At 61.0% G+C, this 11,667-nt stretch carries 17 protein-coding genes and 1 pseudogene; 8 read left to right on the forward strand and 10 right to left on the reverse strand.

The annotated features are described in order from the left end of the window. Positions 1–195: DUF2171 domain-containing protein (locus MKK60_RS02945; protein WP_243983895.1), on the reverse strand; the 195-nt coding region annotated here is incomplete at its 3' end. Between the two features lie 202 nt (positions 196–397). Between MKK60_RS02945 and MKK60_RS02950 the strand changes: the two genes are divergently transcribed. Then, positions 398–691: a hypothetical protein gene (locus MKK60_RS02950; protein ID WP_243983882.1), complete on the forward strand. Its 294-nt coding sequence runs from the start codon at positions 398–400 to the stop codon at positions 689–691. Between the two features lie 4 nt (positions 692–695). Here MKK60_RS02950 and MKK60_RS02955 read toward each other — a convergent pair whose 3' ends face one another. The 4 genes from MKK60_RS02955 to MKK60_RS02970 form a co-directional block, all read right to left on the reverse strand. After that, positions 696–1,133, reverse strand: coding sequence for a methyl-accepting chemotaxis protein (locus tag MKK60_RS02955; protein ID WP_279603951.1), 438 nt, complete (start codon positions 1,131–1,133; stop codon positions 696–698). A 369-nt stretch (positions 1,134–1,502) separates the two neighbouring features. Next, positions 1,503–1,802, reverse strand: a complete 300-nt coding sequence (locus tag MKK60_RS02960) for a hypothetical protein (RefSeq protein ID WP_243983884.1) — start codon at positions 1,800–1,802, stop codon at positions 1,503–1,505. Between the two features lie 65 nt (positions 1,803–1,867). After that, positions 1,868–2,167, reverse strand: a complete 300-nt coding sequence (locus MKK60_RS02965) for a hypothetical protein (RefSeq protein ID WP_243983885.1) — start codon at positions 2,165–2,167, stop codon at positions 1,868–1,870. Continuing rightward, positions 2,164–2,400, reverse strand: coding sequence for a helix-turn-helix domain-containing protein (locus tag MKK60_RS02970; RefSeq protein ID WP_243983896.1), 237 nt, complete (start codon positions 2,398–2,400; stop codon positions 2,164–2,166). Before MKK60_RS02970 ends, MKK60_RS02965 begins: the two co-directional genes overlap by 4 nt. A gap of 112 nt (positions 2,401–2,512) precedes the next feature. Between MKK60_RS02970 and MKK60_RS02975 the strand changes: the two genes are divergently transcribed. The 3 genes from MKK60_RS02975 (at position 2,513) to MKK60_RS02985 (ending at position 3,766) form a co-directional block, all read left to right on the forward strand. Continuing rightward, the gene (locus tag MKK60_RS02975) at positions 2,513–2,857 is read left to right on the forward strand and encodes a hypothetical protein (protein ID WP_243983886.1); all 345 of its coding nucleotides are present in this window, start codon (positions 2,513–2,515) and stop codon (positions 2,855–2,857) included. 3 nt (positions 2,858–2,860) lie between these two features. Next, positions 2,861–3,265: a hypothetical protein gene (locus tag MKK60_RS02980; protein ID WP_243983887.1), complete on the forward strand. Its 405-nt coding sequence runs from the start codon at positions 2,861–2,863 to the stop codon at positions 3,263–3,265. 96 nt (positions 3,266–3,361) lie between these two features. Continuing rightward, positions 3,362–3,766, forward strand: coding sequence for a response regulator (locus MKK60_RS02985; RefSeq protein WP_243983888.1), 405 nt, complete (start codon positions 3,362–3,364; stop codon positions 3,764–3,766). A 47-nt stretch (positions 3,767–3,813) separates the two neighbouring features. Here MKK60_RS02985 and MKK60_RS28630 read toward each other — a convergent pair whose 3' ends face one another. Then, positions 3,814–3,984: a DUF3606 domain-containing protein gene (locus MKK60_RS28630; protein ID WP_409567355.1), complete on the reverse strand. Its 171-nt coding sequence runs from the start codon at positions 3,982–3,984 to the stop codon at positions 3,814–3,816. A gap of 660 nt (positions 3,985–4,644) precedes the next feature. Between MKK60_RS28630 and MKK60_RS02990 the strand changes: the two genes are divergently transcribed. The 3 genes from MKK60_RS02990 to MKK60_RS03000 all read left to right on the forward strand — a co-directional run bounded on the left by MKK60_RS02990 (position 4,645) and on the right by MKK60_RS03000 (position 6,758). Next, on the forward strand, positions 4,645–4,866 hold the full coding sequence (locus tag MKK60_RS02990; protein ID WP_243983889.1) for a hypothetical protein: 222 nt from the start codon (positions 4,645–4,647) through the stop codon (positions 4,864–4,866). A 144-nt stretch (positions 4,867–5,010) separates the two neighbouring features. Then, entirely contained in the window at positions 5,011–5,829 is an 819-nt protein-coding gene (locus tag MKK60_RS02995; protein ID WP_243983897.1) for a cytochrome b/b6 domain-containing protein, read from the forward strand. 44 nt (positions 5,830–5,873) lie between these two features. Beyond that, positions 5,874–6,758 carry a molybdopterin-binding protein gene (locus MKK60_RS03000; protein WP_409567356.1) on the forward strand — a complete coding sequence of 295 codons (885 nt, stop codon included), beginning with the start codon at positions 5,874–5,876 and terminating at the stop codon, positions 6,756–6,758. Between the two features lie 1,249 nt (positions 6,759–8,007). Here the strand turns inward: MKK60_RS03000 and MKK60_RS03005 are convergent. The 4 genes from MKK60_RS03005 to MKK60_RS03020 form a co-directional block, all read right to left on the reverse strand. After that, the gene (locus MKK60_RS03005) at positions 8,008–8,583 is read right to left on the reverse strand and encodes an STAS/SEC14 domain-containing protein (RefSeq protein ID WP_243983891.1); all 576 of its coding nucleotides are present in this window, start codon (positions 8,581–8,583) and stop codon (positions 8,008–8,010) included. A gap of 146 nt (positions 8,584–8,729) precedes the next feature. Beyond that, positions 8,730–10,208, reverse strand: a complete 1,479-nt coding sequence (locus tag MKK60_RS03010) for a DUF2252 domain-containing protein (protein ID WP_243983892.1) — start codon at positions 10,206–10,208, stop codon at positions 8,730–8,732. A gap of 226 nt (positions 10,209–10,434) precedes the next feature. Then, the gene (locus MKK60_RS03015) at positions 10,435–10,731 is read right to left on the reverse strand and encodes a hypothetical protein (RefSeq protein WP_243983893.1); all 297 of its coding nucleotides are present in this window, start codon (positions 10,729–10,731) and stop codon (positions 10,435–10,437) included. Next, positions 10,724–11,104, reverse strand: coding sequence for a hypothetical protein (locus tag MKK60_RS03020; protein WP_243983894.1), 381 nt, complete (start codon positions 11,102–11,104; stop codon positions 10,724–10,726). Before MKK60_RS03020 ends, MKK60_RS03015 begins: the two co-directional genes overlap by 8 nt. A gap of 77 nt (positions 11,105–11,181) precedes the next feature. On the opposite strand from MKK60_RS03020, the pseudogene MKK60_RS03025 reads away from it, so the two are divergent. Beyond that, a pseudogene (locus MKK60_RS03025) lies at positions 11,182–11,667 on the forward strand (transposase); the annotation flags it as partial.

Consider the following 11,667-nt stretch of genomic DNA (forward strand, 5'->3'; position numbering starts at 1 on the left):
CCTGTTCAAGCGCACCTCACCGTTCTCGACAGCGTCTATCGAGTCGACATGGATGAAGTGATGCACGCCCTCCGCGTCCGGGTCAGTGCGGGTCAGCTTGATGCGCTGCCCATCGAGATGATCGACCGTGCCGACGTGGCCACCATCGGAACCGGAGGTCTCGTAACCTGGCGTCCGGTGGAAGGCTGTAACCAAGCCCGTCTGGCTGTCCCGGACAATTCCGCTGGCCTGTCCCTTCGGATCCAGAGGTAGCACTTCAGTGAGGACACCCTGACCGTCAGATGCTGCCAGGACACGGCGGTTGGCATCGACGAGCAAGACGCGGGTCCTCGCACGATCCTCCGGAGCGACACGCACCCCTTCCTACGATCGCACGGGCCTGCGGCTCCCAATCGAAATGGATGCCGAGCACCCCGAGCACCTGCCCATCGGCTCGGCCGCCTTCACGTACGCTGGCTGCGTAGGTGGCGACCTGAGCACCGGCAAGGCGGTTCTCACGGTGTACGTTCGCGCTGACGTAGTCGTCGCCACTGCGCAGCGCGATAGCGCTTTGAAACCAAGGCTCGCTGGCGACGCTTTGACCGCGCACACCTGGGTATCGATCGGGACGGCCATTGGCGATGACGATGCCGTTCCGATCGCAAAGCCAGAGATCGAGGTAAACGGTGTACGCGGAAAGAATGACCCCTAACCGCTCACAGGCGTATGTAGCCGCCGTCTCGTTCGGACTTGCCACACAATCGACGACAGCGGCGTCCGTCGCCCACCAGCGCACGTCGCAGGTGCGTTCGTAGAGGTATGCGGTCGATCAGTTCGACGGCATTCAAGGCCAAGTCGGTCAGGCGCTCGGCCTGGGCCTTCTGCGCCATTCCTTCGACGGCCTGCTGTAGCATGCCGATCCGGCCGGACAGATGAGCCTCAAGTTCGCGAGCCACGCCATCGATCTCGGCTCCGATCGATCGAACCTCTTGCGCAACGACGGAAAAGCCCCGCCCTTGCTCGCCTGCGCGGGCTGCCTCAATGAGCGCATTGAGTGCCAGGATCCTGACCTGCGCGGTGATCTGCTGGATCCGGCGCGTCTTGTCGCCGGCGATCTGATTGACCTCGGAAGTGAGGCTGGCAATCGCTGCCAATGTGTGATCGAGACTAGCCGAGATACCACCTATCGTCGGACTAGATCGTACAACTTTAGGGTGCGTGTTCATTAGCTTATCAACTTTCGCGGCTGCATTTAGAATGCAGGGCCATGGTTAATAAGTTCTGACAAACTCAAATTAGATTTGAGTGCGTTACCACGTTGGCGTTACTGGATTATCGGCAGGAGGTGATGGCAGTGAATTGATAGAGGTTTGCTCAACCTTCTAACGTTGACTCCTTCCGTTCCCGGAACCAGTGCCGGACCCCCATTCTTGAAAATGACACCGAGGGCAGTTCATAAAAATGACCCTGCAAGCCAAAACCTGCAGGGCCATCAAATCGCGGGGTACGCGTCAGGCCGGGCTTCAGCAGTCGTTGCTGCCTGGCTTCACCACGTGACCCTCAGCGGGCTTCTTCTCACCATCGGTGGGCTTGGTGCCGGCGCCGACGTTGTTCAGCGCGCCGACTGTTCCGGGAGACTCGGCTTTGGCGCCAGGGGTCGTCTTCGCGGACGACGTGCCATCAGTCATCGAGCTTTTATCGCCCGAGGATGCTTTGCCTGCCATGTTGGTGGTCGTACCCACCGCGCACGGAGCGGCGAAAGATGCGCCAACCGTCAGCATTAGGATGGCGGCTGCGCCTGAAAGGGTTGCAAGCTTGGTCATGTTTCCTCCGGATCGTATTGCCGGAAGGAAACCAATCTAGGCGCGATCGTTCCAACCCTGCGCCACTAGGGCTCTTTCCGCCCCTGGAAGGGCCGAAGCAGCCAAGCCATCCCTTTCACCTCAGCCTGCTCGACTACGTCTGCATCCGTCATCCGGCTTGTCTCTTTGTCGACCTCGTGAACGATCTGCATCAGCAAGGCCGGTAGCGGAATGCTGTGCTCACCGAGCAGCAGGGCGGCATCCAAGAGCGCTCGGATGTGCTGGTCCGGGATCGGCCGGCTGAAGATCTGCGCGTCCAGCACCTGATCGGCAAGGAGGCCAGCGAGGCGGGAGACCTCGGATAGGCGCTTAGGCGAGGAGGTCATGCCTTGCGCTCGCGGAACCGGATGCCTGCGCCGCCGCCGTTCTCGGGAATGAACTCAAGACCGGCGGCTTCGAGCGCCTGAGTGAGCACGGTTAGGGTGGCAGCACGTGGCACTGCGCCCTCTACCTCGAACTGGCGCACGGTCACGACACCGATACTCGCCGCCTTAGCGAGGTCCGCCTGTGTCCAGTTCAGGAGGCCACGCGCGGCCCGGCATTGTGATGGGGAGATCATGGTCGCCAATATGGCAAAACCATCGAAATTCGACAAGAGCGCCTAAAAGAGCTTGATCTGCCAAAAAAATCTCTTATAGATTGATCCATCGAAAAAGGACAGATCAGTCCTGATGCGCTACGCCAACCTCATCCCTGCCTCGCACATCAGCCGCAGCGCCGACCCCCGCCTGACCGCAGACGCCCGCCGCATCTTCACCCGCGCCAAGGCCGCGGTCGTCGCCTCGACCGAGAGCGCCAAGCGCTTCGCCGCAACCGTCGCCCCCCTCGTCATTGAAGCGTCCACCGTTCAGGGAATGGCCCTGAAGTGTCTCGCGGTGGCCGCATACGACGCGTGCGAGGTCCACCCCAATCCGACCAATGAGGAGCCGGAGCTGCGGATCGTGCGGCAATTCCGCGACGCCCTCCGGGCGGGGAGTTTGCCCCCCCTGGAGGGTTCTCAAGGGGCGAAGGTCTGACCGATGAACCACGTCCTTACCTTCCGCCCGCGCGCAGGGGTGCCACACGTCCCGCCGGCTCTTTCGCCGGCCGAGACCCGCAGCCTGATTGAGGGGGCGGCACAAACCGCCCTCGACACAGCCGACGCCTTGCTCGCCATCCTCGATCGCATGGACGGGGATGCAGAGGCCGAGGACGGTGGGGGCGCTGAACCCGCCCTCGCCGCTCCCGAGAACCACCACGGCAGCCAAGTTGTGTGGCTGCGCAATAATGATAGTGACCGTGAGGCGGAGGAGTCCGAGATCGCTGCACCCGAGGTGACCGCACCGCACGCAGTTTCCATGCTCGCGGCCCTCCCCTGGGGCGGCAGGGGCAACGTGATCGCGGCGGCCGGCGTCGTGCTGCTCGACATGGTAGCGGGGCGGTGATGCCGAGCGCGCTTCCCCTCTCGACCAGATAACAGTTGTTCACGCCCATTTCAGGATGGGGTGGGACCTTGTTCGCTCGGGAAGGATTTGGTGCTCATGGATCGCACCGCGTCTGCCCCTTATGCCCTCGCTGTTGATGACGATGGGCTGATCCGCATGGACGTGCTCGACATCCTTGAAGAGGCCGGATTTCGAACCCTAGAAGCCGCAGACGGCGATAGGGCTATTACGATCCTTGAAGAGCATCATGCTTCGATCGCACTTCTTTTCACCGACGTACAGATGCCCGGATCGCGTGACGGGTTCGCCCTGGCGCGCGAAGTATCACGGCGCTGGCCGGACATCACGATTGTCGTTGCTTCCGGCCAGGTCAGCCCGCAGCCCGGTGAGTTACCTGATGGGGTGCGCTTTCTGAACAAGCCATTCTCGGCTGAAATGGTCCATGACCACCTGCGGGAAATCCTGCCAGACGGCCGAAAGCCGGAACCTCTCAAGTCATAAAAAAGGGACCGTCATCGGCCCCTTTCTTCTTTTCTCTCAGAAGCAACCTAATGACCGAAATATCCGCGGATCGTTGAAATCCGAGTGCCGACCATTCGCACTGCACGCTTGATGTTTTCCTCAGTAACTCCAAGGTATTGGGCAAGCGCCTGATGCGCAAACTGATCGTGGATATCTAAATGCGTTTTGGAGACACTAGGCGCGGGTGTGGAGGACATTTGAAAACCTACTCCGCTTATAGGCGTGTTTCTAGCGATGCTGTACGATTGAGGGATGAACGCGAACCAGACGTGGATGTTTCATCATCCCCTGTGGAATGCTATTTCTTGGTCCAGCCCTGCACCACCCTCTCCTAACTTGAGAGTTTTGCGGGTACCGGGCGAGTCGCCTGTGAATGGAGAGCGGACTCTGACCTTTCATCCCGAAGAGGACGTGCTGCATCCGATCCGACCTCGCCGTAGGAGCCACTCTACGCCATCCACCGAAGGCAGCCGTTCGTCGATCCTTGAGGTCGGCAAAAGCGCCCGATCAGCGGACCTTCGCATGCAAGCGGTCGATGGTACGCCTTCCGTGTAAAAGTGAGCCCTGATGCGAGCGGCCACGATATCCTCAGGTCGATGGTGTCCACTTGATCAAGGCCGAGAATTAATTCAGCGGCATCCGAGCCTAGGCGTCCTGAAACTTTTCGCTGACCAGAGCCGTAATGGTATGGTCCGAAATCATCGCGCCCAGGCCGCAAGACTTTATCTGAGCGCGCGATGCTTATTGTAAAACCATCATAATATAGAAAAATTAGTTTTTTGATATAAGGAACAGTAATACAATAATGCTGTTGTCCTATCGGTTGAATAATATGTTCACCCCATAGGAGATCCCGCATGAAAAACTTCGCTCTCGCTTTCACCGCCTTGGCCGCCCTCGGCGGCGTGACACTGGCCGCTGGGTCCGCATCGGCCGCCCCGATGGCCGTCAACGGCCTGCAGTCCGACACCGGCGTGACCCAGGTCCGCATGATGCACGGCGACCGGATGATGATGAAGAAGCGCATGATGCGGAAGCGGATGATGAAGAAGCGGATGATGATGAAGCGCGGCATGTGATTTAGAGGCGCCCTGCGCCTCCGGAGGCCCCGATCCAGGGGCCTCCACCCCTTTGCCGAGGATTGTCCCAACGGAGGCCGTTTGCCACGCACCTACCTAACGCACTCGGCCCCCGACACGGGCGAGGTCGAGACACGACGCTGGATGTTCCGGCACCCGGTCGTCATCCGCGTCACGCATTGGCTGAATGCGATCTGCCTCCTCGTGCTGCTGATGAGCGGCCTGCAGATCTTTAACGCCCATCCCGCCCTGTACTGGGGCAAGGCATCCACCTTCGACAAACCGCTCATGTCGGTAGCCTCGACCGAGGACGATCCGCCCAAGGGCGTGACCACCGTGCTTGGCCACGGCTTCGAGACCACCGGCTGGCTCGGCTCCTCGGCCGGTGCCGACGGCGAGGCGGCCGACCGCGGCTTCCCGTCCTGGGCGACCCTGCCGAGCGACCAGGACCTTACCGGCGGACGCTCGTGGCACTTCTTCTTCGCCTGGGCCTTCGTCCTGAACGGCCTCGCCTACCTGCTCTACGGCCTGCTGAGCGGTCAGCTCCGGTTCCGGGTGATCCCGTCGCGCGATCAGATCCGGAATTTCGGCGCGTCTATGTGGGAACACCTGACGCTGCGCTTCCCGCAGGGCGACGAGGCCAAGCGCTACAACGTCATCCAGAAGCTCACCTACCTCATCGTGCTTTTTGTGCTCCTGCCCGTGCAAGTCCTAGCGGGCTTAGCGATGTCGCCCGCGATGGACGCGGCGTTCCCGTTCCTGCTGACGCTGTTCGACGGCCGGCAATCGGCCCGCACGATCCACTTCGTCGTGGCAGCCCTGCTGTTCCTGTTCGTGGTAGTGCACGTCGCCCTCGTCCTGCTCTCGGGCTTCTGGAACAACATGCGCGGCATGCTCACCGGCTGGTTCGTGATCGAGCGGAAGGTTGAGCCGGTCGTCGCCGCTGTGGAGCCTCGGCCATGAGCCCCCTTCCGACCCGACGCGCTCTCCTAACGGGAGCTTCCGCCATGGCCGCGGCGGCCATTCTCGGCGGGTGCGACCGGCTGGGCAACGCGGGGTGGTTCAAACGCACGCTCAAGACCGGTGAGGACGCCAACCTGTTCGTCCAGCGCCTGCTGCTGACCGAACGGACGCTGGCACCCGAGTTCGCCGAGGCCGACATCTCGCTGGTGTTCAAGCCGAACGGGACTGAGGACCCGCCGGACAAGGCCTATAAGGCCCTGGCGAGGGGTAAGTTCGCCAAGTACCACCTGGAGGTCGGCGGCCTCGTGGATGCGCCCTACAAGCTGTCGCTGGCCGACCTGCGCAAGCTTCCGTCCCGCACCCAGGTCACCCGGCACGATTGCGTCGAAGGCTGGAGCGCCATCGGCAAGTGGACCGGCGTACCGCTTGCCGATCTCTTAACCCGGGCCAAGCTGAAGCCGCAGGCGCGCTACGTGGTGTTCCACTGCGCCGACACCATGGACCAGGGTGAGGACGACGGCGGGGCGGACATCGCACAGGATGAAGGCTCCGAAAAGGTGGCCCCCGCTGGCAACGCCAACCCGGCCATGACCAAGCAGTCGGGCGGCGGGGAAAGCAGGAAGGACTCCGGCGGCCAGCAGGCGTCGGAGGGCGCCGCGGCCTGTGGCGGATCGCCGATCCGGTACTACGAGAGCATCGACTTAGTCGATGCATTTCATCCGCAGAGCATCCTCGCCTACGAGATGAACGGGAAGGAACTGCCGGTGGCCAACGGCGCTCCCTTGCGCCTGCGGGTGGAGCGCAACCTCGGCTACAAGCAAGCCAAGTACGTGATGCGCATTGAGGTGGTCGAGAGCCTCGCCGGCATCGGCGAGGGCAAGGGCGGCTACTGGGAGGATCAGGGCTACGCTTGGTATGCCGGCATCTAAGCCGGGGTCCACATGTCTAAGCGCGCGGCGGGCGCATTGGCAGCGGAAAGCGAATTCAAGGGCAAATGTATCAATTGAGCGCTTAATCTCTGAGCGCGGTGATAGGCCTATCTGCGGTTCGTCCCATGGACCGTTCTCAACGATCTTGGCGCGCCCTAACCCGGTGTGCCTTTTTCGTTGCAATCGGCTCAAAACAATCAAATTTAGGCGAATGCCGTTAGGTTTTATTTAACCTCTCATCCGAGCAAGCGATGTGGTCCCTCGCGCACTCATGGATGGAGAGCCGTGATGGCGATGAATTTGCAACCCTTTGGATTTGCCGACCTCGACAAACTGCCGGTCCCATCTCATTACCGGGTTCTACTGCTCGGATCCGAAGGGCAAGTCACTCGCATAGTGCCTATCAAAGCGCGAAATGACTTAGATGCAGAGCGTGTGGCTAGAGGCTTCTTAGATGGCCACGGGGTCGAGCTATGGGATGGGACGCGGTTTATGGAACGCTTTCTGTCGATGGATCGATAGCCAGTGGGAAGTCGCCACTTTAAAGAGCGCTCTGAGTAGCCCTAGACACGCGCCTTGGCACGCTTCATCTCGTCAATCACTCGCATAGCTGCTTCATAGTCGCCTTCCGGGACGGGGGCTCCACGATCTTTCTGGGTTCGATGAAGCGAACTTTCTGCTCTCCCACAGAGATCGGCATAGGCGCTCGCTGCACGACCTCCTCACGCCGCCGGGACGGACTAACTAACGGGCGGAGGGGCTTGATCTAGCGTGCGGCATCATTGTCGCACCCATGCTCGGCCCGCAATGTAAAATATTGCGGCACAGCTTGTTCCTCGCATCAACGCTCCTGGGTGAGCTTGCTAACTAATACCGCCCGACCGCCTTTGAGACGCAAACGCTCTAAGTTGTGAGCCTCTACTTCGCATTGTTCTTCGCTGCGGATTGCGACATTGAAAGTCCGCGGGATGTGACGGCGCGGCCTGAGACACGTTCGACGAGCGCTCGTGACGCCCGGACAACCGCGCGGGACGCTTCCATGATGGCAGCGTGTTCGGCTCGATGGACCTCGACCCGATCAGCCAACGCTTGAGCTTCCAAGGCCATCCAACTTGTCGAGCGTTGCATCGATCGCCTCGGCATGGTTCAGCACCAGAGGGCACGACCGCTCGACGCTCGCACCAACAAAAACGATGATTTGGGGAAAGGTGCGCCCTCCCTCAGGCTGACCATCCGACGACCTTGCGTATCAGGATGGGGTGGTTTGAGCCTGTGCGAGCCAAGCCCAAGCAGCTGGCTCTTCCTCAAGGTCGAAGGTCTTGGTCTCGACCGGTATGATCATTCCGGAGAGGTTGATCATCGCCTTCGCCATGGCTGGCGCACCGACAACGACGTAGCGCTCAATGTGCGCTACCGAGCGCGCTTTCACGCTTGCGGCATAGCCGTCGAACGTCGCCCCGAGATCCGACCCTTCGTAGTTCGACATGATGATGAGCATGTCGATCTTCCCGTGCGCCTGCATGGCTGCATCGGTCACGGAGGACATCCACTCGATGTCGGGCTTGGTGATCTTGTCCTTGATCTCGAAGGCGAGAAGGTCGGGACGCGGTGCCTCACGCTGGATGACTGAGCCGTCCGGTGCTGCGTTCATGCGTTCCTCCCAATTCCGCCATAGCAGGTTATGGATTGAACGATACGATCCCTTGTTTTGATCCAAACCGATGAGCGTGCCGCACAGTGACTTCTGCCAAACCTGGGCATCGAAGCCCACCTTGCAGGTCGCAGGTTCGGGCGCTCGCAATACGGTGTCTATGAGAGCTGCCATCCAATGCAAATCACGCTGAGCGCCGCACACCCACTTCTACCAGCCTTTCGCCCGTTAAGTCTGCCACAGCATCACCGCGAACGGGTTCGTACCTAACCAGGTTGCGCTCTCTTCCGTGCAGCGCGCACAACCACGCACATGATACGTCAAAGATGTGGATCGGCCGCCGCTTCAAGCCGTCCCGATGCAATGGCGTCTTGGAAAGCTTTATAGTCCTCAGCGTTTCGATCGCCGTAGGCGGAAGACCAATCAGCGACCGCCTCCCTTAAGTCGGCGCGGCCATCGTGGCCGCAGTAGCCTGCAATTGCTGAGGCATCCCCTGTTCGTGCATGGGCCTTGGCCAACAGGGCACCATAGGCGTGGGAAAAGTACATAAGAGATCGACCTGTCATGCGAGAGACTGGGATCTCGCCCTTCATGTTCTTCATCTGCCGCACGTAGAACGGGCGGTCGGCGATCGTGGTCCAGCCGAGCAGCGGGTCGCCGACGCCCTGGAGCAGGCGCTGGCCGTAGATCACCCGCTCGCCCTCGTGGCTGGCATAGGGCTCCGGCATGCCGGGCAGGTAGGGGGCATGGGCCGGGCGCACCGCCTCCTTCACCTGGAGGAAGAGCACGTCCTGGTCCGAGTTGCCGCAGAGCAGCGCCACGTAGGCGCGGGTCCCGACGCTGCCGACCCCGACGACGCGGTGGGCGACGTCGACCACGTGGTAGCGGTTCAGCATGAACCGGCGCTCGCGCGGCAGCGTCTCAGCATAGCGTTCCAACCCAGACGTCACAGCTTCGCGCGTCGCATCATCAACCCGAACGAGGATCGGCGCATCCTCGCGGAACCGCCAGCCACCGTCTGTACGACGTTCCCCGACGCGGGCCAGCAGACTCTGATTATTCTTCCGCCGAGCCTTCTCAACGGCCTTGGTCACGACCGCTTGAGAGCGTGCATCGATCTCGATCCCGGCGAAGACAAGATCGTCGGCTCGCGATGCGGACTGCCAGACTTCGAGCGATCCGCGAGGAGCAAGATCGTTCATCGTGTGCTGGTAGCCTGCCACGGCGCTCAGCGTCGCCTCCCGACGCTCAGATGGGGGTACCTCAGCATCGCGAGCTGCCACCTCGATGCTCGCACAGAGCCGCTTGAGATCCCACTCCCACGGTCCAACCGTCACCTCATCGAAGTCGTTGAGATCAAGGACTACGTCGCCCTGCGGCGTCCCGAATAGGCCGAAATTCGAGATGTGCGCGTCCCCGTTCAGAACCACATCGATTGCGGTGCGAGGACCATGAGCGAGGTCCCAGGCCATAACCTGGGCAGCCCCACGCAGGAAAGCGAATGGTGAGGAAGCCATGCGGGCGATGCGGAGAGGAATGAGGTGCGACTGCCGGCCCTCATGTGCTGCCTCGATCAGCATCACTGGGTCTGGACGATCCGCGCTAACATTCGAAACGGAATGAGCTTTATGAGGAATTTCGATACGTAGGATCTTGCCGGCGGTGCGCCGCTTGTCCCACGGCTCCACACCTGAACGCAGCTCGATATGTGGAAAGTCTGCCAATGGCTCCAAAACCGCTTCTTCGGCGGCTTTGACCAGAGCCTCTTGCTGATCGTTGAGCAGTGGTGTGATGTCCATAAAGTGTGCTGACCGCTCCATCGACCTCAACCGCTCGCTGCAAATGAAGCTAGCGGCGCGATGACAAATTGAAAGCGCCGGACCAACGTTGGCCGAGCGGAATACCGGATCACAGCCGGGAGCGGGAACGTGTAGCACGTCAGTCTAACTCTGGCGCACCTCTTACCGGGCAACCGCATCACTAGGATGCACCTAGCTTACGCACTTAATCACGGCGCGCCCCCTGCTACCGGCTGTGTTTTGCAAGAATTTCGTGCATGGCTTCAGTGACCAGCGCCTCAATGGAGTTACCTGCCCGGCCGTGTTCGGCAACCAGCTCGCGGGACAGGCTACGCACCTTTGCAATGAGATTTCGGTCCAGCCACACCGTGAAGGCTTGCCGGTTCTCGCGATGGTCGCGCGCTTTAGGTGTAGGTTTACCTAAACCTTGAACTTGAGGTGTAGATTTAGGTTGAGGTGTAGGGTCCAAGATAGGTTGCTCGCCGACGACAAACGAGGCGGACAGGCTTGGCCGTTTAGCCATTCTGCTTCTCCGTCCGCTTGCGTTTCACCTTGATGCCCACCTGCTTTGCTACCCATCGGAATAGAGCGTCGATCTCCTCAGCCCCTTTTCCGTTCGGCTCGATCTCCTGGATCGTGCTGCCGTCGATCAGGCAAGACTTGTAGCCCTTGCGGTGACAGATGAAGGGCGCACCATGCTCGCGACCGGTCGGGATACCACGGGAGACGAACCCCGCAGCTGCCTCCTTCACATCCTTCTTAGCACCGCTCACATCCACATCAGTGAAGATGACGAAGTTCAGCTTGCCCAGCCCCTTGGCCATCGTGTGTGAGGTCGGCACGGCATCCATGTCGGCCAACGACGTGCGCGATGGGATCAGCACGAGGTCGGACAACTCAGCCGCTCGCTGGTCAGCCCCCATTGAAGTGGTCCGCCCTTTGGTATGGCTTTTGAGCCTGGAGGGCGGACGAGATGGCAAAGCACCCGAAGCCCGAGGAGATCGTCGCGAAGCTACGTCAGGCGGACGTTCTGATTTCACAGGGCCAGAGCGTGGCCGATGCAATCCGCGCGCTCGGTGTGAGTTCGGTGACGTACTACCGGTGGCGACGTGAGTTTGGCGGCCTGAAGTCGGATCAAGTTCGACGGATGAAGAGTCTGGAGACCGAGAATGCTCGGCTTCGAAAAGCCATCGCCGATTTGACGCTGGACAAGCTGATCTTGCAGGAGGCGTCCCGGGGAAGACGTCTCGAGCCCTGCGCGCCGACGCGCCTGTGTCGAGCACATCCAGCTGACGATGAACATCTCCGAGCGCCGCGCCTGTCGGGCGCTCGGACAGCATCGCTCGACACAGCGCAAGGTGCCGCGGGGCCGCGATGATGAAGAGGCGCTGACAGCCGATCTCGTGGCGTTGGCCGAGAAGTACGGGCGCTACGGCTACCGCAAGATCAGTGCGTTGCT

This window comes from Methylobacterium sp. J-092 (assembly GCF_022829325.1).
GTDB lineage: Bacteria > Pseudomonadota > Alphaproteobacteria > Rhizobiales > Beijerinckiaceae > Methylobacterium.

What these genes read in the sequence shown, in the direction of transcription:
- MKK60_RS02950 (WP_243983882.1), top strand. Translation starts at nt 398, where the DNA reads ATGGATGCCGAGCACCCCGAGCACCTGCCCATCGGCTCGGCCGCCTTC.
- MKK60_RS02960 (WP_243983884.1), bottom strand. Translation starts at nt 1,802, where the DNA reads ATGACCAAGCTTGCAACCCTTTCAGGCGCAGCCGCCATCCTAATGCTG.
- MKK60_RS02965 (WP_243983885.1), bottom strand. Translation starts at nt 2,167, where the DNA reads ATGACCTCCTCGCCTAAGCGCCTATCCGAGGTCTCCCGCCTCGCTGGC.
- MKK60_RS02970 (WP_243983896.1), bottom strand. Translation starts at nt 2,400, where the DNA reads ATGATCTCCCCATCACAATGCCGGGCCGCGCGTGGCCTCCTGAACTGG.
- MKK60_RS02975 (WP_243983886.1), top strand. Translation starts at nt 2,513, where the DNA reads ATGCGCTACGCCAACCTCATCCCTGCCTCGCACATCAGCCGCAGCGCC.
- MKK60_RS02980 (WP_243983887.1), top strand. Translation starts at nt 2,861, where the DNA reads ATGAACCACGTCCTTACCTTCCGCCCGCGCGCAGGGGTGCCACACGTC.
- MKK60_RS02985 (WP_243983888.1), top strand. Translation starts at nt 3,362, where the DNA reads ATGGATCGCACCGCGTCTGCCCCTTATGCCCTCGCTGTTGATGACGAT.
- MKK60_RS28630 (WP_409567355.1), bottom strand. Translation starts at nt 3,984, where the DNA reads ATGTCCTCCACACCCGCGCCTAGTGTCTCCAAAACGCATTTAGATATC.
- MKK60_RS02990 (WP_243983889.1), top strand. Translation starts at nt 4,645, where the DNA reads ATGAAAAACTTCGCTCTCGCTTTCACCGCCTTGGCCGCCCTCGGCGGC.
- MKK60_RS02995 (WP_243983897.1), top strand. Translation starts at nt 5,011, where the DNA reads ATGTTCCGGCACCCGGTCGTCATCCGCGTCACGCATTGGCTGAATGCG.
- MKK60_RS03000 (WP_409567356.1), top strand. Translation starts at nt 5,874, where the DNA reads ATGGCCGCGGCGGCCATTCTCGGCGGGTGCGACCGGCTGGGCAACGCG.
- MKK60_RS03005 (WP_243983891.1), bottom strand. Translation starts at nt 8,583, where the DNA reads ATGGCAGCTCTCATAGACACCGTATTGCGAGCGCCCGAACCTGCGACC.
- MKK60_RS03010 (WP_243983892.1), bottom strand. Translation starts at nt 10,208, where the DNA reads ATGGACATCACACCACTGCTCAACGATCAGCAAGAGGCTCTGGTCAAA.
- MKK60_RS03015 (WP_243983893.1), bottom strand. Translation starts at nt 10,731, where the DNA reads ATGGCTAAACGGCCAAGCCTGTCCGCCTCGTTTGTCGTCGGCGAGCAA.